Here is a 23,536-nt window from a genome sequence, read left to right on the forward strand (position 1 = left end):
GGTGTACTATTCTAGCTTCAATCTACTATATTCATCAATTATAGCATAAAACATTTTTTAAGTAGTACTATCTTCTGTAAAAAATAAGTCTATCACATATCTGACAGACCTATTTTTGTTGCTTATTCATCACGACTATAATACAGTTCATGAGGTTTTAGGCGAGTATTAAGCATCTCTGGTATGGTCACAAAGGTATAACCTTGATTTTTCAAATACTCAATGACCCTTGGCAAGGCATTGACTGTCGGACTATGAATATCATGCATCAAAACGATAGAGCCGTTAGCTACTTGATGCTGAATTTCCGTCAAAATAGCCGCTTCATTTTTACTCTTCCAGTCCAGACTATCCACATCCCACATGATAAAGCTCAAATCCAAGCTATTGCGAATATCATCTGTAATAGCTCCATAAGGCGGACGCATAAGTTTAGAACTAGAACCCAGCACTTTAGTTAGCACATTCTCAGTATCAGTAATCTGCTTTTTAGCTTCATCAAGAGAAAGTTGCGAGAGAATCGGATGGCTCCAACTATGGTTTCCAACAACATGACCTTCAGATTTTATCCTCTTCACCAAGTCCTCATTCCCAGAAACATTTTTCCCAAGCACAAAGAAAGTGGCTTTAACACCATATTTAGCTAGAGTCTCTAATGCCTGCGGGGTCGTTGCTGGATTTGGACCATCATCAAAGGTTAGAGCGACAACTTTTTGATGTTTCTTATCAAAGTAAGACTGGTACAAGGCCGCATCTTTTTCGAGTAAGTACGAAGATTGGATAACATCAAAGAAAGCAGATACTGGCAAGGCTATCTCTTCTAAATTTTCAACCGCAGGACTTGGATAAAGGATAATCTGACTATCCTTGTAATCAAAATTCCATGCAGACAAGTCTTGGTCAGAGAAGCTTTTTACAATCTGCTCACTCTGGTCTTGCTCTATTTTTTTATCCTCTATAAAGGAGGTCAATTCTTTTATCAGCTGTTCCTTAGCCTTACTAGCATCTGAAAAGAGTTGGTCAAGTGTAAAAGGTTGCCCATCTTCTGTTAGGTGAACCTTTCCTAGGCTGGTCTTTTCAGTCTCTTCAACCTTAAAAGCAACTAAATCATAGATTTGTTTGGTCGCATTACGATTGACGACTCCCTTTAAACCTGACTCTTCTTGCTCTGTATAGTAGAAAACAAGATTGTCCTTACTTTCTAGCTTGTCCTTAATATCTTGATTTATCAGCTCCTTAACAGACGAAATCACTTGCTCCCCTTGGAGAGGATAATAGGCAATCACTTCGGTTTGACCCTTACGAAAATGATCCTTCTGATTTCCCTCACTCAATTGATCATCTTTCTCTTTTTTGAGCGATTCAATCTTTTGTTCGAAACTTTTTTGCTGATACATTTTAAAAGCAATAAATCCGCCTAATAAGCAAATAGAAATTGCTAAAATACCAATCAAAGCCAATAATACATGTCTCTTTTTCCCGTGTCTGCCACGTCCCAGTCTACTTTTATTCATATTTATATCATAACAAATTTGAGCAATAATTTCAATGATACAGTTTGGCAATCCTCAATTCCTCCAGCAAGCCAAAGCATCTCACATCAACTCCAACATCCGTATCTGTAGAGATTATGTAGTTTTCTATCTATGGAATTTCTAGTAGATTGAAGCTAGAATAGACACCGTGACTTCTAAAAACATTCTGAGAAATTGATTTATTTTTCTCAATCGATTTATCCTCAAACATCCCTACACCTCTGATATTTTCTTGATAATACTATATACCCAGGCACTTGTAGTTTTACCTTCAGCTAGTAATGTTGACTTTTCTTCTTCAGATAATTTTTTCCGTAAGTAGTCAATCTGCTGAGAAGTAATGTTCTCTTTCCCCATTGCCTTGACAGATTGTATCACCATTGCAGTTAAGGTTGACATATTTGAAATATCTCCATTATTTCTATGCTTAAATTCTATCCTTGCCTTACCAACATTAAAACTGGCATATCTTCCATCTGATATATAGGTCCATTTTGCTGGTACCTGCGTAGATAAACCAAGTAAATTAAGGGCTGTGTTTCCCGATGGAGCAATGGTCCAATTATATTTTCTAGCAATAGCATCAGCAACTTCATCCACAGAGGCCATTGCATACTCTCCAATCAGTTCTATATATTTTGGTTTATAATAAATACCTTTCAAAATGCGAGTAACCTTTTTGTCTTTTACAAGACGATTTAATGTACTACGAACAGTTTCATCTCCTGCAATATCAAAGAAATCATTTGCTATAAAAACTTGATTCGATTCAAAATTTTCTATCCTGTTTACTATTTCCTGCTTATCGTTCATCTATCACGCCTCCTTTGCGCCGAATATGATGCTATTTTTGGTGCAAAAAGTCAAATGAGAGTCATTTTATCAAGAGGGAACAGACCTCTTACAATTTCTTATGTAACATCTCTATCCATTTTTATCCCATTTCTTATTTCAGTAATAGCTTGATTATAAAAATCATGATAATCAGCCGCATTTATTTCTTTTATAATAACGCCATATGTACACAAGAGTATTCTCACATTATCATCTAAATCTCCAACTTTCGAGTAAAAATACACCTTTGTAAATTCAAAATGTTTCTTCTTGTATGCGAGTAGCCACCACAAATCGATTTCAGCTAAATCGAAAGCAAAACCAAGGATATGCACATCATTGCTTACAAAATAATCAATCCATGAATGATGATAAAAATCATTTTTAGAATTCCATCTTCTTAATAATTCAGACGTATATCCTATCACTTGCGAAAGCAAATAACCATAATGGTATTGTCCTAGTATAATAGAATTTTTTCTGGTTGCTATTCCATGTATATGCCATAGTTTTTGTCTCTCACTTAATTTTATATACTGATAGATTCCTAGCTCCTTCTCCTTTTTACTGATTTCCCCCTCTTTCCCATATCCATATAGATTTAAGATTTTTCCAATAGATGGATTAGTACAAATTGTTTTTTCAAACTCAAAGCTGTAATTCGTCGTCAAAATATTCTCTACTTCTAAGTTTAATAAATCCTCAAGAAACTTTTTCTTCCTTTTTGAAATCGTCATCTTATCTTTCAAAAAATCAGTTAGTTCTTCTGCGACAGTTTCTTCTTTCCCCTTATAAAGTACTGAAATCCTCATTGGAAAACGCAAAGACTCGCTTATCTCAGCATGTAGTGAGCATTTCTCAGATTCTTTTTCGCCTCTAAACTTTTCTGCATTAAAGGAATCATCATCTTCTGGCTCGTTTGCAAATAATCTATTGATTCCATTCCCTACTAATAAAATAGGTTTGTTTTTTCTACTTTCATGTTTCCCCATTCCATTACCCCTTCTATCTTTTAAAGCGCTTACATCTATTCCTAAAGAAAGATGGATAGAAAGACGCTTTTCAACTTCTTTCTATCCATTACTTCCTTCAAGAGTCCACACCAGCAATTTTCAGTTCCATTTCATGAACTATCTTACTTGTCTCGTGTTTCTTCCTTATCTTACTCTGCCATCGAAGACTTCTACTTGTACTAGAAGATGACGCTATCCAGCCATGTATTATCTTCTATGGTCGCCTGCGATATTTCACATGTCGCTTATCTTAGCTGAGCAAGAATAGCTTTGAGTTTATCAATCAACTCATCTTCTGTGTGGTCAGACTCTTTCTCATTGGCTAGGAAAGCAACCGCTTGAGCGAGAGCTTCTCGTGCTTGGTCGAGAACTTTCGCATCTACACTTGTAAGGTCGCCGTCTTGCAGAACCTTAGTCAATTCCTTGGTCAATTTCTTGAGTTCAGACTCTTTCTTACGACGAGCGATGAGGAAGAGAAGGAGACCAAGAAGGGCAAGTAGGCTGCCAATCATGGTACCGTATGGAAGATGACCTTGCTCTTTGCTTGTTTCTTTCGTTTCTTCTTCATCCTTAGTCGCTTGCTTGCCTTTCAAGGATTCGAGTGCTTCTTTGACCTTAGCAGTCATCTCTCTCAAGCCTGCTTCTGTCAAGTCAGCATTTCTAAGGGCTTCTTGACCCTCTCCGAGAATGATCTTAGCAGCGTCGATGACAGATTGATCAATAGCATCCAAGTCTTTCAAACGAGTTTCCAGTTCTTCAACCAATCGAGCAAGTTCAGACTTGTCAACAGGACGAGTCTCGCTAGGAGTCACCGTATTGCCTGTATTGCCTGAATTGTTTGGAGTCAAAGTAGAAACTGGAGTTTCTTGAGCTGGAGTGCTTGCTTGAGCCTGTCCAACAGTAGATGATGGAGTAGCAGGGGTGGTATTGCTACTATCGTCTGTCGTCACACCAGGGACTGGAGTGTTAGCACTGTTAGCCGGGGTCGCACTGTCGCTATTACTGTCAGCAGGGGTAGTAGTACCGCCGTTGTTGGTGTTAGCACTATTATTAGTGTCGCCACTAGTATTGCTGTTGCTGCTATTGTCGGTATTAGCACCGTTATTAGTGTTGACACCGTTGTTAGTGCTACCATCATTACTTGGTACAGAAGTTGGTTTATCTACCAAGCCTGCTTTGGCTTCCGCAAGTTTTTGCTTAGCTTCGTCTACTTTCGATTTTGCATCCGCTACGTCTTGTTCCGTTGCGTTCGCGTTCGCAATCACTGTTTCAGCTTCGGTTACAGCTTCTTGAGCTTTTGCCTTCGCGTCTTCATAAGCTTGCTTGCTGGCTTCTGTCTTACCTGCTGTATCGACAACTTGGTCAACGTCTGCTTCCAAGTCCTCTTTCGCATTCGTTAGAGCTGTCTTGTCTGCTTTATCGACTAACTTCTCTTTCGCTTTGTCCAACTTACCTTGAGCTGCTGTTACTTTTTCTTGCGCTGCTTGAACTTCAGCTGCTGTCGCATCATCACCTTTAGCTAATGCTGCTTCTGCTGCTTGCTTCGCTGCTGTAACGTCGGCTTCTGCTTCTGCCTTAGCGTTATTATAAGCTTCAATACTTTCTGGTGTCTTACCGTCTGTATTTACCACTTCATCTAACTTAGCTTTGTCTGCTGTTAGTTTGTTTTTCGCTGTGGTTGTCGCTGCTGCTGTTACCGCATCTTCCGCATCTTTCAAGGCTGCTTTGGCATTGTTTACTTTCGTAATCTCTGCTTGGACAGCTTCTGGTGTCGCATTGTCGTTCGCTATTACAGCTTCCGCTGCTGTCTTCGCTGCTTCTGCTGCTTTCTTAGCGTCGTTATAGGCAGTCACTTTGCTTGCTGGCTTGTCAGCTGTGTCTGGTGCACTTGTGATTTCGCTTCCTAAGGCATTATTCGCTTGCGTTAGAGTTGTCTTGTCTGCTTTATCGACTAACTTCTCTTTCGCTTTGTCTAACTTACCTTGAGCTGCGGTCACTTTTTCTTGCGCTGCTTGTACTTCAGCTGCTGTCGCATCGTCCCCTTTAGCTAATGCTGCTGCTGCTGCTTGCTTCGCTGCTGTAACTTCGGCTTCTGCTTCTGCCTTAGCGTTATTATAAGCTTCAATACTTTCTGGTGTCTTACCATCTGTATTTACCACTTCATCTAACTTAGCTTTGTCTGCTGTTAGTTTGTTTTTCGCTGTGGTTGTCGCTGCTGCTGTTACCGCATCTTCCGCATCTTTCAAGGCTGCTTTGGCATTGTTTACTTTCGTAATCTCTGCTTGGACAGCTTCTGGTGTCGCATTGTCGTTCGCTATTACAGCTTCCGCTGCTGTCTTCGCTGCTTCTGCTGCTTTCTTAGCGTCGTTATAGGCAGTCACTTTGCTTGCTGGCTTATCAGCTGTGTCTGGTGCACTTGTGATTTCGCTTCCTAAGGCATTATTCGCTTGCGTTAGAGTTGTCTTGTCTGCTTTATCGACTAACTTCTCTTTCGCTTTGTCTAACTTACCTTGAGCTGCGGTCACTTTTTCTTGCGCTGCTTGTACTTCAGCTGCTGTCGCATCGTCACCTTTAGCTAATGCATCTGCTGCTGCTTGCTTCGCTGCTGTAACTTCGGCTTCTGCTTCTGCCTTAGCGTTATTATAAGCTTCAATACTTTCTGGTGTCTTACCATCTGTATTTACCACTTCATCTAACTTAGCTTTGTCTGCTGTTAGTTTGTTTTTCGCTGTGGTTGTCGCTGCTGCTGTTACCGCATCTTCCGCATCTTTCAAGGCTGCTTTGGCATTGTTTACTTTCGTAATCTCTGCTTGGACAGCTTCTGGTGTCGCATTGTCGTTCGCTATTACAGCTTCCGCTGCTGTCTTCGCTGCTTCTGCTGCTTTCTTAGCGTCGTTATAGGCAGTCACTTTGCTTGCTGGCTTGTCAGCTGTGTCTGGTGCACTTGTGATTTCGCTTCCTAAGGCATTATTCGCTTGCGTTAGAGTTGTCTTGTCTGCTTTATCGACTAACTTCTCTTTCGCTTTGTCTAACTTACCTTGAGCTGCGGTCACTTTTTCTTGCGCTGCTTGTACTTCAGCTGCTGTCGCATCGTCACCTTTAGCTAATGCATCTGCTGCTGCTTGCTTCGCTGCTGTAACTTCGGCTTCTGCTTCTGCCTTAGCGTTATTATAAGCTTCAATACTTTCTGGTGTCTTACCATCTGTATTTACCACTTCATCTAACTTAGCTTTGTCTGCTGTTAGTTTGTTTTTCGCTGTGGTTGTCGCTGCTGCTGTTACCGCATCTTCCGCATCTTTCAAGGCTGCTTTGGCATTGTTTACTTTCGTAATCTCTGCTTGGACAGCTTCTGGTGTCGCATTGTCGTTCGCTATTACAGCTTCCGCTGCTGTCTTCGCTGCTTCTGCTGCTTTCTTAGCGTCGTTATAGGCAGTCACTTTGCTTGCTGGCTTGTCAGCTGTGTCTGGTGCACTTGTGATTTCGCTTCCTAAGGCATTATTCGCTTGCGTTAGAGCTGTCTTGTCTGCTTTATCGACTAACTTCTCTTTCGCTTTGTCCAACTTACCTTGAGCTGCTGTTACTTTTTCTTGCGCTGCTTGAACTTCAGCTGCTGTCGCATCATCACCTTTAGCTAATGCTGCTTCTGCTGCTTGCTTCGCTGCTGTAACGTCGGCTTCTGCTTCTGCCTTAGCGTTATTATAAGCTTCAATACTTTCTGGTGTCTTACCGTCTGTATTTACCACTTCATCTAACTTAGCTTTGTCTGCTGTTAGTTTGTTTTTCGCTGTGGTTGTCGCTGCTGCTGTTACCGCATCTTCCGCATCTTTCAAGGCTGCTTTGGCATTGTTTACTTTCGTAATCTCTGCTTGGACAGCTTCTGGTGTCGCATTGTCGTTCGCTATTACAGCTTCCGCTGCTGTCTTCGCTGCTTCTGCTGCTTTCTTAGCGTCGTTATAGGCAGTCACTTTGCTTGCTGGCTTGTCAGCTGTGTCTGGTGCACTTGTGATTTCGCTTCCTAAGGCATTATTCGCTTGCGTTAGAGCTGTCTTGTCTGCTTTATCGACTAACTTCTCTTTCGCTTTGTCTAACTTACCTTGAGCTGCGGTCACTTTTTCTTGCGCTGCTTGTACTTCAGCTGCTGTCGCATCGTCACCTTTAGCTAATGCATCTGCTGCTGCTTGCTTCGCTGCTGTAACGTCGGCTTCTGCTTCTGCCTTAGCGTTATTATAAGCTTCAATACTTTCTGGTGTCTTACCGTCTGTACTTACAGCTTCATCTAACTTCGCTTTGTCTGCTGTTAGTTTGTTTTTCGCTGTGGTTGTCGCTGCTGCTGTTACCGCATCTTCCGCATCTTTCAAGGCTGCTTTGGCATTGTTTACTTTCGTAATCTCTGCTTGGACGGCTGCTGGTGTCGCATTGTCGTTGTTAATCACTTCTTGCGCTGCTGTCTGAGCTGCTTCTGCTGCTTGCTTAGCTTGCTCATATGCTGTAACTTTGCTTGCTGGCTTGTCAGCTGTGTCTGGTGCACTTGTGATTTCGCTTCCTAAGGCATTATTCGCTTGCGTTAGAGCTGTCTTGTCTGCTTTATCGACTAACTTCTCTTTCGCTTTGTCTAACTTACCTTGAGCTGCGGTCACTTTTTCTTGCGCTGCTTGTACTTCAGCTGCTGTCGCATCGTCACCTTTAGCTAATGCATCTGCTGCTGCTTGCTTCGCTGCTGTAACTTCGGCTTCTGCTTCTGCCTTAGCGTTATTATAAGCTTCAATACTTTCTGGTGTCTTACCATCTGTATTTACCACTTCATCTAACTTAGCTTTGTCTGCTGTTAGTTTGTTTTTCGCTGTGGTTGTCGCTGCTGCTGTTACCGCATCTTCCGCATCTTTCAAGGCTGCTTTGGCATTGTTTACTTTCGTAATCTCTGCTTGGACAGCTTCTGGTGTCGCATTGTCGTTCGCTATTACAGCTTCCGCTGCTGTCTTCGCTGCTTCTGCTGCTTTCTTAGCGTCGTTATAGGCAGTCACTTTGCTTGCTGGCTTATCAGCTGTGTCTGGTGCACTTGTGATTTCGCTTCCTAAGGCATTATTCGCTTGCGTTAGAGTTGTCTTGTCTGCTTTATCGACTAACTTCTCTTTCGCTTTGTCTAACTTACCTTGAGCTGCGGTCACTTTTTCTTGCGCTGCTTGTACTTCAGCTGCTGTCGCATCGTCACCTTTAGCTAATGCATCTGCTGCTGCTTGCTTCGCTGCTGTAACTTCGGCTTCTGCTTCTGCCTTAGCGTTATTATAAGCTTCAATACTTTCTGGTGTCTTACCATCTGTATTTACCACTTCATCTAACTTAGCTTTGTCTGCTGTTAGTTTGTTTTTCGCTGTGGTTGTCGCTGCTGCTGTTACCGCATCTTCCGCATCTTTCAAGGCTGCTTTGGCATTGTTTACTTTCGTAATCTCTGCTTGGACAGCTTCTGGTGTCGCATTGTCGTTCGCTATTACAGCTTCCGCTGCTGTCTTCGCTGCTTCTGCTGCTTTCTTAGCGTCGTTATAGGCAGTCACTTTGCTTGCTGGCTTGTCAGCTGTGTCTGGTGCACTTGTGATTTCGCTTCCTAAGGCATTATTCGCTTGCGTTAGAGTTGTCTTGTCTGCTTTATCGACTAACTTCTCTTTCGCTTTGTCTAACTTACCTTGAGCTGCGGTCACTTTTTCTTGCGCTGCTTGTACTTCAGCTGCTGTCGCATCGTCACCTTTAGCTAATGCATCTGCTGCTGCTTGCTTCGCTGCTGTAACTTCGGCTTCTGCTTCTGCCTTAGCGTTATTATAAGCTTCAATACTTTCTGGTGTCTTACCATCTGTATTTACCACTTCATCTAACTTAGCTTTGTCTGCTGTTAGTTTGTTTTTCGCTGTGGTTGTCGCTGCTGCTGTTACCGCATCTTCCGCATCTTTCAAGGCTGCTTTGGCATTGTTTACTTTCGTAATCTCTGCTTGGACAGCTTCTGGTGTCGCATTGTCGTTCGCTATTACAGCTTCCGCTGCTGTCTTCGCTGCTTCTGCTGCTTTCTTAGCGTCGTTATAGGCAGTCACTTTGCTTGCTGGCTTGTCAGCTGTGTCTGGTGCACTTGTGATTTCGCTTCCTAAGGCATTATTCGCTTGCGTTAGAGCTGTCTTGTCTGCTTTATCGACTAACTTCTCTTTCGCTTTGTCCAACTTACCTTGAGCTGCTGTTACTTTTTCTTGCGCTGCTTGAACTTCAGCTGCTGTCGCATCATCACCTTTAGCTAATGCTGCTTCTGCTGCTTGCTTCGCTGCTGTAACGTCGGCTTCTGCTTCTGCCTTAGCGTTATTATAAGCTTCAATACTTTCTGGTGTCTTACCGTCTGTATTTACCACTTCATCTAACTTAGCTTTGTCTGCTGTTAGTTTGTTTTTCGCTGTGGTTGTCGCTGCTGCTGTTACCGCATCTTCCGCATCTTTCAAGGCTGCTTTGGCATTGTTTACTTTCGTAATCTCTGCTTGGACAGCTTCTGGTGTCGCATTGTCGTTCGCTATTACAGCTTCCGCTGCTGTCTTCGCTGCTTCTGCTGCTTTCTTAGCGTCGTTATAGGCAGTCACTTTGCTTGCTGGCTTGTCAGCTGTGTCTGGTGCACTTGTGATTTCGCTTCCTAAGGCATTATTCGCTTGCGTTAGAGCTGTCTTGTCTGCTTTATCGACTAACTTCTCTTTCGCTTTGTCTAACTTACCTTGAGCTGCGGTCACTTTTTCTTGCGCTGCTTGTACTTCAGCTGCTGTCGCATCGTCACCTTTAGCTAATGCATCTGCTGCTGCTTGCTTCGCTGCTGTAACGTCGGCTTCTGCTTCTGCCTTAGCGTTATTATAAGCTTCAATACTTTCTGGTGTCTTACCGTCTGTACTTACAGCTTCATCTAACTTCGCTTTGTCTGCTGTTAGTTTGTTTTTCGCTGTGGTTGTCGCTGCTGCTGTTACCGCATCTTCCGCATCTTTCAAGGCTGCTTTGGCATTGTTTACTTTCGTAATCTCTGCTTGGACGGCTGCTGGTGTCGCATTGTCGTTGTTAATCACTTCTTGCGCTGCTGTCTGAGCTGCTTCTGCTGCTTGCTTAGCTTGCTCATATGCTGTAACTTTGCTTGCTGGCTTGTCAGCTGTGTCTGGTGCACTTGTGATTTCGCTTCCTAAGGTATTATTCGCTTGCGTTAGAGCTGTCTTGTCTGCTTTATCGACTAACTTCTCTTTCGCTTTGTCTAACTTACCTTGAGCTGCGGTCACTTTTTCTTGCGCTGCTTGTACTTCAGCTGCTGTCGCATCGTCACCTTTAGCTAATGCATCTGCTGCTGCTTGCTTCGCTGCTGTAACTTCGACTTCTGCTTCTGCCTTAGCGTTATTATAAACTTCAATACTTTCTGGTGTCTTACCATCTGTATTTACCACTTCATCTAACTTAGCTTTGTCTGCTGTTAGTTTGTTTTTCGCTGTGGTTGTCGCTGCTGCTGTTACCGCATCTTCCGCATCTTTCAAGGCTGCTTTGGCATTGTTTACTTTCGTAATCTCTGCTTGGACAGCTTCTGGTGTCGCATTGTCGTTCGCTATTACAGCTTCCGCTGCTGTCTTCGCTGCTTCTGCTGCTTTCTTAGCGTCGTTATAGGCAGTCACTTTGCTTGCTGGCTTATCAGCTGTGTCTGGTGCACTTGTGATTTCGCTTCCTAAGGCATTATTCGCTTGCGTTAAAGCTGTCTTGTCTGCTTGTTTCACCACATACGGCACTCTCACGTTTTCTGTACTTTGATCTGCGTAAGTAATAACAACGTCAAGATTATGGCTACCTACTGTAGTTGGATATTGTGTTCCTTCTTTCAGTGCAGCTGATTGTTTGTTAGCTACATCTACGACAGCAAGTAACTCTGCATTTGTAGGATTTTCACCGACCACTTTTGTAATCGTATTAGTCGTCACTGTATGTGCAGGCGCTGAAATTGACGTTGGTGTTTGTGCACTCTTGGTATCGCCACTTCCTGCTGTCGCAACTGCTGTTACTTGACGATTTCCTTGTACTGAGTTCGCTGGGAAGACCCACGTATTTCCACGTTTTTCAATACCATCTGCTGTCCAACCATTCGCTTTACTTACAGTTATTGTATTTACAGTTGTATCAGTTGTAGAAACAGTAAATACTACTTCGTCTGCATCTTCTGGAATAGTTACAACAGTTTCACCATTTTGTTTATTCTCATAAGTCAACTCTGCTGGTGCTGGATTCGTCACTGTAATCGTTACATCATATTCGCCGACTTTATTTGTGCCAGTTGCAGAAGTTTCAGTTAATTGAACCTTATACTTTCTTGTTCCAACTGTTTCAACGTCAGGTGTCTCTTTCCATGTAGCTGTAAAGTCACTTGGGAAGTCTTTTTCTACATCTTTTTCAGTATATTTAATACCTTTTCGAGCATCTGTTTTCAAGTCAGTCAGAGTTTGACTTCCCTTAGCTGCTGTAATGGTTTTACCTGTGAAATTACGCTCTTTGGCTACATAAATCGTGCTTTCGTCACTTTCTGCAGTAAAGACAGTCTGTTTTACTTTAACAGGCAGTGTAGATGAACCAATTTCAGCAGATTGTTCTGTCTGACGTAAGTAAAGGTTGTCTTCAAGTTTATAGGTCCAGACACCATTTTTCAGTGCACCTTCGCCTGGTTGAAGATTAGCTGGGTCTTTTCCGTTATTAGCGTCAATTTCAACAGTTTTACCAGTTTGTAAGGTCAATACAACCTTCGTAGCACTTTCAAGAGCTGTACCAGAAATCGTACGATCAACATCACTTAATTTCGGATTTTCTTCAGTTCCTGCCGTCTTAGTAAATGTCGGCGCTGTTGGTTTGGCTACTTGCGTATGAGAAATGTCAATAGTAGAGCCATCATCTGGGAAGTTAATCGTAGCTACTTTAGTCTTATCATCCGTAGTTCCCTTAGTATAAGTTACATTTGCAGGTAAGTTACTATTATTTGCATTAACTTCTTGAATTTTAGCTGCAAAGCGCTCTTTGGCTGCATCCGTAAAGTTACCATTAGCGATATCACTATTACCATAAGTCACTTTTTCAGCATTCGTTGGATAAGTGACTTGATTTCTGTAGAAGTCAGCATACGTTTTAACAGTTACCGAATCACTCTTAGCAGAAGATACTTCATAAGCAGTGTCTTCTGTTGTATTTTTTGCAATTGTTTTCTTGTATGTTCCAGAAACAAGAACATTAGTCGTTAATTGTTCTCCTAATGTTAGGTCTTTCTTGTAGTCAGCTGCCGCGAATGCTACTGTTGTTGTCCCAGCTGTAATTTCTTTTTCTGCTACAACATCACCTTGAGCGTCTTTAAGTTGCACTTTTACAGTTGCTCCTGACGCTAATTGCGAAGCTTCTGGTAAGTTTGATACCGTAACGGCAGGTCTAGTTCCTGCTTGACCTTGAAGTGTTGGTGCTTTTGGTTTAACAGCTAGAGCCACTTTGACTCTTTGGTCTGTATACCTATGACTAGTGTCACCACGATATTCATCAACCTTAGTTCCATAGTGAACATTGGCCTCTTCTTCTCGTACTCCTATAGTTGTCTGTACTTTAGCTACTGGAGAAGAACCATAACCATCGCCCCATCCGAAGAATTTTTGTGATGGTGTTCCGAAGTTAGTACTTGATTTTACATAAGAAGTAACATTTGTATTTGCAAATGGTTTTCCTACTTCTGTTTCAAAATAGTCTTTTCCTGTTGGATAATTTGGCTCATAGCCATATATTTTGAAAGTAAGTTCTCTTTCAAATTTCCCAGCCCCATTTGGATAAGTCACAATGATTTTTTTAGTGATTTCTCCCGCTGTTGTACTTGGTGTAGGCGGCATTCCACCTTCAAATTCAATAGTCGTACCTGCTGGTTTATCACCTTCAAAGGCTACATAGAAATCAGGCTTAGCTGGTTGCGTTCTACCTCCAGTACCCCATACTGCTGATGTCAATGGCTGACCAACAACCTCATAGTAAATTGTCACTTCTCTACCATTCACTTTACGAAGAGTAACCCCTGGATATACAATTACTGGGGTGCTTAATTCAAGGTTATCATAACCATCTAGATTTGCCACTACAGTTTCAGTGGTTCTTCCTAGAACTTCTGTTGTTGGTTTTGAGTCGTCTTTCCACGTTGCAGAAGTTAAAGTAACACCTGCCGGTACTTCTACGAAGTTAGCTGCATCATCAACATTTTCAATAGTTCCGCCACTGATTGCATAAACTGTTTTTGGCTTCACAGCGACTAGAGAAATAGTTTTCTCAGCTTTATTACCATTCTTATCTAAAACAGCTACTTTTATATCGCTCTTAGAAACATCTTTCAACGTTCCTTTGATAGAGTTGCTTACTGCATCGTAACTCAAACCTTCTGGTAAGTTTGTAACTTTGATATTACTTTCATCAATACCTACTCCATCGTCTGATAGCTCAAGAGGAATATTGACTTCTTTTCCAGCTTCGACAAGTTTCGAAGAAGCACCGATAACTGGTAACGTAGTATCTCCATTAGCAGCTGTTTGACTAGCGCTGTCACTTGAAACATTTTGAGCAACAACCTTAGCTACAACATTTGATTGACCCTTAACGACTTGGTCCTTCAATGTAATTTTACCAGTGTTCGGATCTATGCTAATACCATCTTTCGCACCTTCTGTAATGCTCCATTGATTATTAGCATCCTTAGTAGCAACAACTTTTGTCTCTGCTTGAGGAGTTTTCATCACATCTCCATTATCTTGCAATTGATTTATATCTGCTGGAGTATAAGTTACTTCTAGTTTATCGACATTTGGTTCGTCTACTGGAGTTGCTGTAACATCTCCGTTAGTTTCAGGAGTTACAGTTGGTACAGCTGGTTTTATACTCTTAACCGGGATTTCAAAGTCTTCCCTTGTTCCATCTGGATAAGTCACAGTTGCTCCGACATAATGACTACCATCCTCTTTAGACTTAATTAAACCACTGTCTTTCATAGCAACTGTTAAGTCTGATGTTTTATTAGTTACATTTACATTACCTTTTGTCGAAGTGAAGGTCAAATTTTCCTTCATAGCGTTAAACTCATCCCCAGTCACTGTCGTCGTGCTAGTAATATATTTCTCCAACGGCTGAGTAGTGATAGTAGGTATGTATTTAGTTGCTTGTGTTCTTGCTTTAAGTATTACACGTGTTGGACTGTTTTTAGTATTGTCTTTAGCTCCTGGAGACTCATGCAACCTATTTCCTGCTACATCTTCTGCATCAGCATAAATAGTTCCAATCGTTCCTCCATCTGTCCACAAGTTATTTCTATCAGCAGGATTTGTTTTCGATAACTTACCTGTAACATTTAATGTAATTGGTGCATCATGTTGTGTTTCAGCGCTATCTTTAGCAAATCTATTAGAAAATTCAAGATTTACACTGCTTAAATTAGTAGGACTTCCATCATATCCAACAAAATTAGCTGCTACTAATTTCCCTGAATTGTCATTAAACGTTGCTATTGGTAAATTAGCTTCTTCTGTTGGTGTGATATACACTACGCGATTTCCATCAGCATCTGTTTCTACGTTTTGGAATGTTACTGTAGGGAACTGGTGGTCTCTATTTCTTACAGTTTCAGTAGTTTCAGTACTTTCTACATTTCCTGTTGTTGGTGTAGTAAGAGCTTTAACTTTTACCGTTGAACCTTCTTTCACATAACCGTCTTTAAGTTTAATCTCTCCTGTTGTTGGATTTACTGTCAGAGGGGCACCCGAACCAAATGACCAAGAATCACCATTCTTCGTCGCTGTGTATGTCACTTCCCTTGGATTATCTCCTTGAGTTGTGTATGTTACACTAATACGATTTACATTCGGCTGGTTGTCATGTGTAATAAGCACAGTGCCATTATCTTGTGGTCTTACTGTTGGCGCTGTTGGTTTGACTTTAAATGTAACTGGTTTTTCTATCTTATCCGGTGCGTAGATAGTTACTCCATTGCCTATTCCAGCAATATCTTTAGTGTATTTTCCACCTTGATTATAAAAATCAGCCACTGCTTTATAGGTTACAGTTCCAGGAGTCGTAAGTTGAGTATCATTTGCTACATCCGAGCTGTCCTTAGACCATTTGAATGTCATTGATCTTGGATAGTATTTATCATCTCCATCCGAATTTGAAGCAACAACCGCTTTAACAAACTCGTGTGCATCTCCTAATGTTGAGTTGAATTCTACTGTTTTTTCAGAAGTTTTTAATTCAACATCAGCAACAATATACTTGAATTTGTATTCTTTTTGGTTATTTGAAGCATCTTTAACTAAAACCTTTGCCTCATGTTCACCTAAAACTGCAGTACTTGGAACTGTATTATCACTATTGAGTTGCGCATTTGTTCCATTAGACATACTTTCGTCTTTAACGAATTCACGCCCTGTTGGAAGGTCCGATGCTTTTAGATAAGTTGTTGTTCCAGAGTTATCGTTAACTTCAAAGGTTGGATTAAATGTAGCACCACGGAATACTACAAAAGTAGGGTTTTCGGTCACATTGTCTTTTAATTCGACACCATTTACTTTCACCTTCGGAGCTACTTTATCTCCTTGGTCTAATGGAATTTCAAAATCTTCCCTTGTTCCATCTGGATAAGTCACAGTTGCCTCAACATAATAAGTATCCGTATCCGCCTTACGTTTAATCGCACCATTGTCTTTACGCTCAATAGTTAAATCAGTGCTATTACGATTTACTTTCACGTCACCTTTTTTAGCCGAGAAGTCTATCTGTTCCTTGATTTTGTTAAACTCGTCTGCAGTCACAGTCGCATTGCTTGCAGTAATATCTTTATTCAAAATCTGTGTTGAGATTTGAGGAGTATATTTATCTTTTTGAGTTAGAAGTCTAATTACAACACGAGTCGGTTCAGTAGCAACGTTTCTGATACTCTTCAGTTGATTACCAGCAGCATCTGTTGCTGAAACGTAACGAGTCACTATGTTACCATTATTAAGATTAGGGTCCCATGCACGCCTTGTGTCTGGATTTAATTTTGGTAGTTTACCTGTAATCTGAATATCATATGGAGCAGCAAAATCACCATTATTAGTTTTAGGTTTTATATTATATTGCAACTCATATTGCATATTAGTGCTTTGAGAATCACCCTGGAATAATACTACTTCACTCAGCTTACCAGAATTATCTTCTACAGTTCCTAATGTAATTGAACCATCCGCCAAGTCTTCTGTTGGTGTCACATAAACAACACGTTCCCCATTCACGACTTCTGTATACTTATCGCTAAAAGTAAAGGTTGGTGCTACACGATCTCCAACTTTTGAGTTAGCTGTTACCGTAGTACTGTCTACATTATCAGTCGTCACTGATTTTGCTGTTATTTGTGAATTGTCTTTGATTTCTCGGTCTTTAATCGTAACTACACCTGTAGTGGCATCGATTGTTACACCATCTGTCGGAGCACCTGTCAGTGACCAGCTATTATTTGTCTTATTGGCTGTTACCGTCTTATTCGTAGGACTTGTCGTATTAGCATTTGTATAGGTGAAACTTACTGTATTCACATTATCCTGCATTGCTGGTCTTACTGTTACGTCACCGTTATCCCCTGCAGTTACTGTCGGTGCTGTTGGCTTAACTTTAACCGTTACATCTAATTCAGACGATGATACTCCTTGGCTATCTGTTGCTTTGTATTTCACAACATAAGAACCTGGTCTATTAACATCGACAGTTTTTGTCGCAGCAACTCCATTTACCGAAACAATCTCTTTTGTCACACCATTCCCTAGTGTTGCATTTTGATCGTCTTCTTTATCGTGAGCTGTGACTAGCGTATCTAAGTTTAACTGTCCACCTTTTTCGATTGTTGTTGTATTTCCTTGAGGTCCAGCTAGTGTCGGTGCCTCATTTGTCACAGAAATAGCTTGCCAATCTGCTGGTGTACCATAGTTTCCTTCTGAGATATTGGTCTTCGTGCTGGCTGTTCCCGCTTTGATAGGTTTCTTCATTGTGATTGTCACTGTTTCTGTGAAACCATCTTTCGTTGGAGTACCTTTTACTTCTGCTTGTGACGAATCTACCGAAGTCCACGGTCCATCAATACTAGTGCGTTTGAATCCTAAGTCTTTTGTAGCTCCAGTATCTTTATCTGTATATTTCAAGTAGAACATACCTGCATCATGAGGTGTTTTTACGACTACTTCTTTAGCTCCTGCGTACAAGGTAGTTCCACCTGTTTCTGATGGTTCAATAGTTGTCGAACCTACCGCAACAGTAACATTTGTGCTAGGACTTTCTACGCCATTAACCGTCTGAGTAACAGCTACAGGGTCTTTAGCAACTAGTTGAGTCTGGTTAGCATGGTTACTATTTAACCCTTCTCTAAGGTTTACTGTCCAATGTCCGTCACTTCCTACTTGGATATTTTCAGCCACTGTCTGACCTGCAACTGTTACTTTGATTTTAGCACCAGCTGTAGCCGTTCCCTTTAGAGTTCTATCATTTGATAACACTTGGTTACCTGTCTGAGTAGTAGGTGTCACTGTTGGAGCGGTTGGAAGAACCTTATACTTAAAGTAATAGTTCTTATCACCCGTTGTTCCATCGCTAACTGTTATAGTAGATGTATAGACACCTGGTATTGTATCCTCAGGTATATTCCCTGTGAATGTTGGACTAAATGGTGCTTGTTGACTGTACTTAGTCGTCGTATTGAAGGCATCATTTGCATTAGTAGCTGTTATGCCAGGACGCAAATTATCTATTCTAAATTTCGTTAGCTTCTCAAAATTATCCCAGGCTTTTAGTTCTGGTCTGAATGCCTGACCTTGAACCACTTCATATACAGCTTCCCTAGCATCCGAGTCATTTCGTGATTGAGGTAATGTTTGAGCATTATCTCCTGTCCCAATTTTAACTTCAGGTACTGTCGTATCTGTTGGAACAGTAATTGTAGCTGCCTCACTCGGATCTGTATCATTACTTCTTTGTTGTGCACTAAGCTGTGTTCCTGAACGCGCGGTACCAAATGGAACTGTAACCATCGCTGTACCATCTGCAGCATTTACAACCGTAGCTGGAGTTTGCCCTAATCCTTCAAACTTAGTCCAAGTGCCATTTTGTTTTTGGAGTATTACAGGTTGTCTTCCATTTTCTACCTCATAAGTAACAACCGCAGATGTAGCTCCGTTTTGTCCTATTTTGACAGTCACATCTCCATTCGGAGTTGTTGCTAGAACTGGTTTCGTTGCGAAAGGTTGTTTCTGAGAAGTTGCCTGAACTGTACTTGTGCTTAGAGGCGATACAACTCCATCAAAGATTGTATCAGTACCTTTGTGAACTAAAGCTGTGACGACTTTTAACGGATCTGTTCCTACATTCGTCTGTCTATAACTTGCAGCATCAAAGGTTGCCTTACCATCAGCAGTTATACTTGACGAAGCTAAGACTGTATAATCAGTAGCTGATTTAAAGTAATAGTTTTGATAATCAGGTTCAGCGTCTCTACCACCTTTTACAAGATAGGCCTTCCACTCAAGTTCAGGAGAAGTAATATTTCCAAAACCAAGATTTGTATTCAAGTCTTTCACTTTAATCGTTGGTTTTTCACTTGCTTTTTCTTTTAATTGCTCGTTAGTTGTTTCAAAAGTTCCTGCCTTAGGTGGAATAATTACACTAGTCTCAAATGTTTCCTTTTTACCATTTTCTGTAGTAACAGTTACTGTCAGAGGATGAACTCCTCCTTTATCTCTAGAGAAGCCACTAGGATTATTCGCCTTGATAGATGCTCTTGTGCCTCCGACTCCCTCTTTTACCCAGTTAATGCCTAAAGACTCACTTCCAGTGACAGCTATATCTGTAATTTTAGTGTTTCCTTGAGCAATAAATTTGAGTGTATTTGCTGTAGCAGGCCAGTCCGGTACTAGTGTTTTAAATTTATCTCGTCTGATGTCCGTTCCAAGACCATTAGACAATCCTATACGTAATTGAGAAACCTCTTTTGATGCTTCCTCACTATAGGCTTTATTCTCAATCTTTTGTTTAGCATAGACAGTAGAGGCTGGTTTTGCTGTTCCATTCGGTAATGTAACTACTGCTATTCCATTACTACTTGACTGAATACTAATCCCTGAGTTTGCTGTCGCTGTTTCTTTGCTCCAGTTTCCATCAGTCCCTTTGACAAATGTAACATTTTGCTCTTTGCTATTCGTATCAGTATAACGAACTACAGCCTTAGTAGCATTATCTTGACCAATCTTAACTGCCAGAGATAAGTCTGTCACATCCTGAGTAATAACAGGTTTAGTAGCAAACTTTTGACCAACGGTAGCAGTCATCTCTGCACTATTATCTGACTCAACAATTGGTTGTTTGCTACCGTCATAATCAATCCAATCCTGATCTATAACCGTTTTAACAACGTACTTACCTTGGGGTAATTCTACACCTGTAAAAGTAGCTTGCCCTTTAGCATTTGCTTTCACTATAGCGTCCTTCTCTACGCCATTTTCAAGCATTTTAACTTTTTCAAGGTTTCCATTATCCAACTTACGGTAGAGAACCATGTTATAACCTTCTGTACCACCGCTAGCGGTAACACTAGTCGCAATCTCAGCTTTATTAGTCAATGCTTCAAGCGTTGGTGTCTTAGGTTTTGTTACAAAGCTCAATTTCCCATCATCAGAAGAATTATCAGTTGGGAATCGACGTACATAACGGAAATTATGAACACCAGGTTTCGAAATAATGTCCATAGTCATTTGCTTCTTACCAGCATCCGTTGTTAAATCATATACCTTATTAGTATCTTCGTCAATTACTCTAAAACTCTGATTTCTCTGATTGGCTTCTTGTTTCCCTTTTTGTTTCTCAATTGGTTGATCATTTTCATCACTGTACTCCCCGTATGAAGTGAAATCAATATTGAAAGCACCATTAACGGTAAGATCTCCAGAGTACGTTAAAACCCCTTTTGTACCGGTATTAAGTGGATCATCAATGTACCTTGGATAGTTTAGAGCTTTATTCGCTCCTTCTGCTTTTACTTGTGTACCATCTGGATAAGAAGTTGCGAAATTAACATACGCTGTATTCTGATCAACTTTAAAATATCCATTTCCGCTTATTTTAAACTTGAACTTGTCTGTGTCGTCTCTTTCTTCAGGTGTTCTTGCATACCATTGGTTGATTAATTGACGAGTAGCATTTTCTACACGCTTAAGACCACCAGCGTAAGTTAATTTACCTAAATCATTTGAACCACTTGTCTCAAAAGTGATTTTATAAGAATGGTCATCACCACTATTTAACGAGAAAGTATACACATCACGAACATCATTCTGAATGGTGTTAAATTTAGCATCTGAATATTTTTGTAAATTACTCGGTTCAATATCTCGTCTATTATAGAAACCTCTGTTTAGATAACCAGCTCCGTAAGTTTGTTCTCTAGCAATATCTTCTAAAGTTCCGACTTTAAAACGTTGAGCTTGAGTTGTTCCTATATTTGATATCCTTGCGTTTGTTTTATCTTTTGTTCCTTTTTCTACATCTTTAAGTTCCGCACCTCTAAAAGGCGAATCCTGAGGAAGATTTCTAAAAGCATTTGACAAAGCGTTCTTCAGCTCATCTTCTCCTGATGCTACTGTTGGTCTTTCTAGTAATGTTCCACCATTTTTATTAAACGTTTGAACAGATACAGATCCGCTCTTTAGAACTTGACCTTGTGGAAGGGTAAAGTAAACCTTATTGACTCCCAGCGTTTTATGGTTCTCATTAACCGTTATCTGCCAGTATAAACCTGTTTTTGTTGGTCGAACATTGATGTGAAACCCTTGGTAAGCTTCGCTAATCTTTCCACCTTCATAATAAGTATTCCCTACTCCACCTTTTGAATAGAATACATAAGAATACTTAGGGTAGGGAGAACCATTCTGACCACTCTCAAATAAGTAACCTGTTTTTGTATCGTAGTCCGCTGATTCTATACCACTTCTTGTAGCTATCGCTCTATCCTGTCCAGGCGCACGTCTCATACGTGTTTGTGCTCCTGCCGGCATCGAGCGGAAACCTGACCATCCTGTAGCGTTGGTGCGCGGTTGGATGGTTACATTGTCAGCTCTTGCTGATTCATCCTCAGTTGGAATAGCTTCATAGTCAGATGAACCACCATTCAAAGCTCGTGGTTCAAGGGGACTTGAAACAACCGCTCCATTAGCCTCTTTTTCAGAGAGGACTCCTTCGATTAGTTCACGTGATTTTTTCAGGTCTGCTAAGGCAGCACTAAAGTCTTCTTGACTAATAGTGTCACCTTTAGAGAAGGCTTCATTGAACTTATCAACAGCTGCCTTGGCTGCTTGGATTTTATCTGCTGATGCTCCGTTAGCTCGGAGTTGCTCAGTGATGAACTCTAATTCATCTTTTAGTCCATAAACACCATTTTTACCTTCTGTATTTGTGTAGGTTGGGAGCGCCTGTGGAGTAGCTTGAGAGCCAGCTCCAGAACCTGTTGAGTCTCCTCCAGCAGATGGCCTAACTTGATTTTCATCTGATGTAGGCTCGCTCAAAGTTCTTCTACGACCTTTTCCTCCACTTGTTTGCGCAGTCGTAGCTCCCTCTGGAGTAGCAAGTCCAGTAGGTGTCAGACTTGTAGATGTCAGACCTGCTTTTTCCAAGATTGTTGGAGTTTCTAAGCTAGGTGTCAAGGCTTGATTGACACGGCTCATAAGCTCTGCCATCAGTCTTGCTTGCTCATCAACCTGCGCTTGCGTCGCTTTTGGATCTTCCAAAACTGCCTTAGCTGCTGCTAGGCGCGCTTCCACTTCAGCATGTAGTTCCTGCATTGAGCTAAGCGTTAGTTTTGCCAACAAAGCTTGCAGATTGCCTTGAGTCGATTTGGCTGCTGTCGTATCAGCGACGGTCGGCTCTTCTTGCTCTTTTACTTCTCCTGCTTGAGAAGGTTCTTGGTTAGCTGGATTTGTCTCGGACTGAGCAGAGTTAGACTCAGCTCCTGCTTGCCCTTGATTGGTTCCCTCAGCTGGAGCTTCTTGCGTTTTCACCTCATCAGCTGCTTTGAGTTCAGCTGGCTGGTAAGTTAAAACCTTGTTCGAGTCTCCCTCATCCGAGCTTCCTAAATCACCGTCTGCCTTTCCATCAGAACCCACCGTAGCTACTTCATTTGCCGTAGCTGGAGTAATTGTCTCACTCGCCGCCACAGCTCCATTGGCAAAGAACATCAATGCCGCAACCGCGACACTGGCAGCACCAAAGTGGTATTTTCGAATCGAATATCGGAAAACCTTTTCTTTGTTATATTTTCCAAAGTCCATGAAATCTTTCTCCTTTTTTGTAAGTTGTTTTGAAAACAAAAATAGCCTTATCATCTTCAAACTCACATGATATTAAATAGTATTGATAGCACTATTTAACCCACTGCACCCAGTGTACAGTCTAGTAATAATTATACCATACCCCCCCCCGAATTTACCATCTAATCATCCAAAAATCTTGATTTTTAGACAATTTTTTAGTATATATTTATTATATTGATTATAGATATACGCTTTTTTGATTTATTTCCTAGAAACTAATAACTTTTCTATATCTTTATTTATGAAAATTTTAGTATAATAATAGTTATAATTGGATGGTTTTTAGTAGTCTGAATATATTAAATTTGATTTAGAAACCAAGTATGGATTCGGATTTTAGTTTGAAAAACCTCCCTATTTTTTATTGGAAGAGCTTATCATCAGTTTTTGAAAAATGTCTCAGACTTATACTAGACTTGTTCGATACCTATTTGCAGCAAGATTAAATGGTTAGCTGGTTAGAAATTGAATTGTTAGCTTTTATTTCATCTCACTATCCCCTATTCCTAGAGCCACAATCTCCTTATTCCTTCCTTTGACGATTCTCATCTCCAAAATCACTCCTATTCCTAGACCGCTTTCAGCCCTTACCTCATGATAATCAAGCTTGGAAATATAGTAGATTGAAATAGAATATGAACAAATTGATAAGGGGATTTTAAAGTAATTTCTAACAATGCTTTAGAAACTAGGATGTGCTATTCGAAATTTAACTCACTATAAAAATCAACTAAAACAAAAT

General features: G+C 40.9%; 4 protein-coding genes. All 4 read right to left on the reverse strand.

Annotated elements, in window-relative coordinates; translation table 11 throughout:
* Window positions 1–122: 122 nt before the first annotated feature.
* The 4 genes from pgdA to HWX15_RS10080 all read right to left on the reverse strand — a co-directional run bounded on the left by pgdA (window position 123) and on the right by HWX15_RS10080 (window position 22,752).
* Window positions 123–1,514 (reverse strand): peptidoglycan-N-acetylglucosamine deacetylase PgdA, encoded by a 1,392-nt coding sequence (gene pgdA / locus HWX15_RS08910; protein WP_175880913.1) that lies wholly within the window; start codon window positions 1,512–1,514, stop codon window positions 123–125.
* 234 nt (window positions 1,515–1,748) lie between these two features.
* Window positions 1,749–2,348 carry a DUF6088 family protein gene (locus tag HWX15_RS08915; RefSeq protein ID WP_175880914.1) on the reverse strand — a complete coding sequence of 200 codons (600 nt, stop codon included), beginning with the start codon at window positions 2,346–2,348 and terminating at the stop codon, window positions 1,749–1,751.
* 98 nt (window positions 2,349–2,446) lie between these two features.
* A complete protein-coding gene (locus tag HWX15_RS10075; RefSeq protein ID WP_254867373.1) occupies window positions 2,447–3,361 on the reverse strand; it encodes a hypothetical protein in 915 nt (304 codons plus the stop codon).
* Window positions 3,362–3,627: 266 nt separating this feature from the next.
* Window positions 3,628–22,752: a YSIRK-type signal peptide-containing protein gene (locus tag HWX15_RS10080; RefSeq protein ID WP_254867374.1), complete on the reverse strand. Its 19,125-nt coding sequence runs from the start codon at window positions 22,750–22,752 to the stop codon at window positions 3,628–3,630.
* Between the last annotated feature and the right edge of the window lie 784 nt (window positions 22,753–23,536).

The organism is Streptococcus thalassemiae (assembly GCF_903645285.1).
Taxonomy (GTDB): domain Bacteria; phylum Bacillota; class Bacilli; order Lactobacillales; family Streptococcaceae; genus Streptococcus; species Streptococcus thalassemiae.

Coding starts and splice junctions, on each gene's coding strand:
- pgdA (WP_175880913.1), bottom strand. CDS start 1,514: ATGAATAAAAGTAGACTGGGACGTGGCAGACACGGGAAAAAGAGACAT.
- HWX15_RS08915 (WP_175880914.1), bottom strand. CDS start 2,348: ATGAACGATAAGCAGGAAATAGTAAACAGGATAGAAAATTTTGAATCG.
- HWX15_RS10075 (WP_254867373.1), bottom strand. CDS start 3,361: ATGGGGAAACATGAAAGTAGAAAAAACAAACCTATTTTATTAGTAGGG.
- HWX15_RS10080 (WP_254867374.1), bottom strand. CDS start 22,752: ATGGACTTTGGAAAATATAACAAAGAAAAGGTTTTCCGATATTCGATT.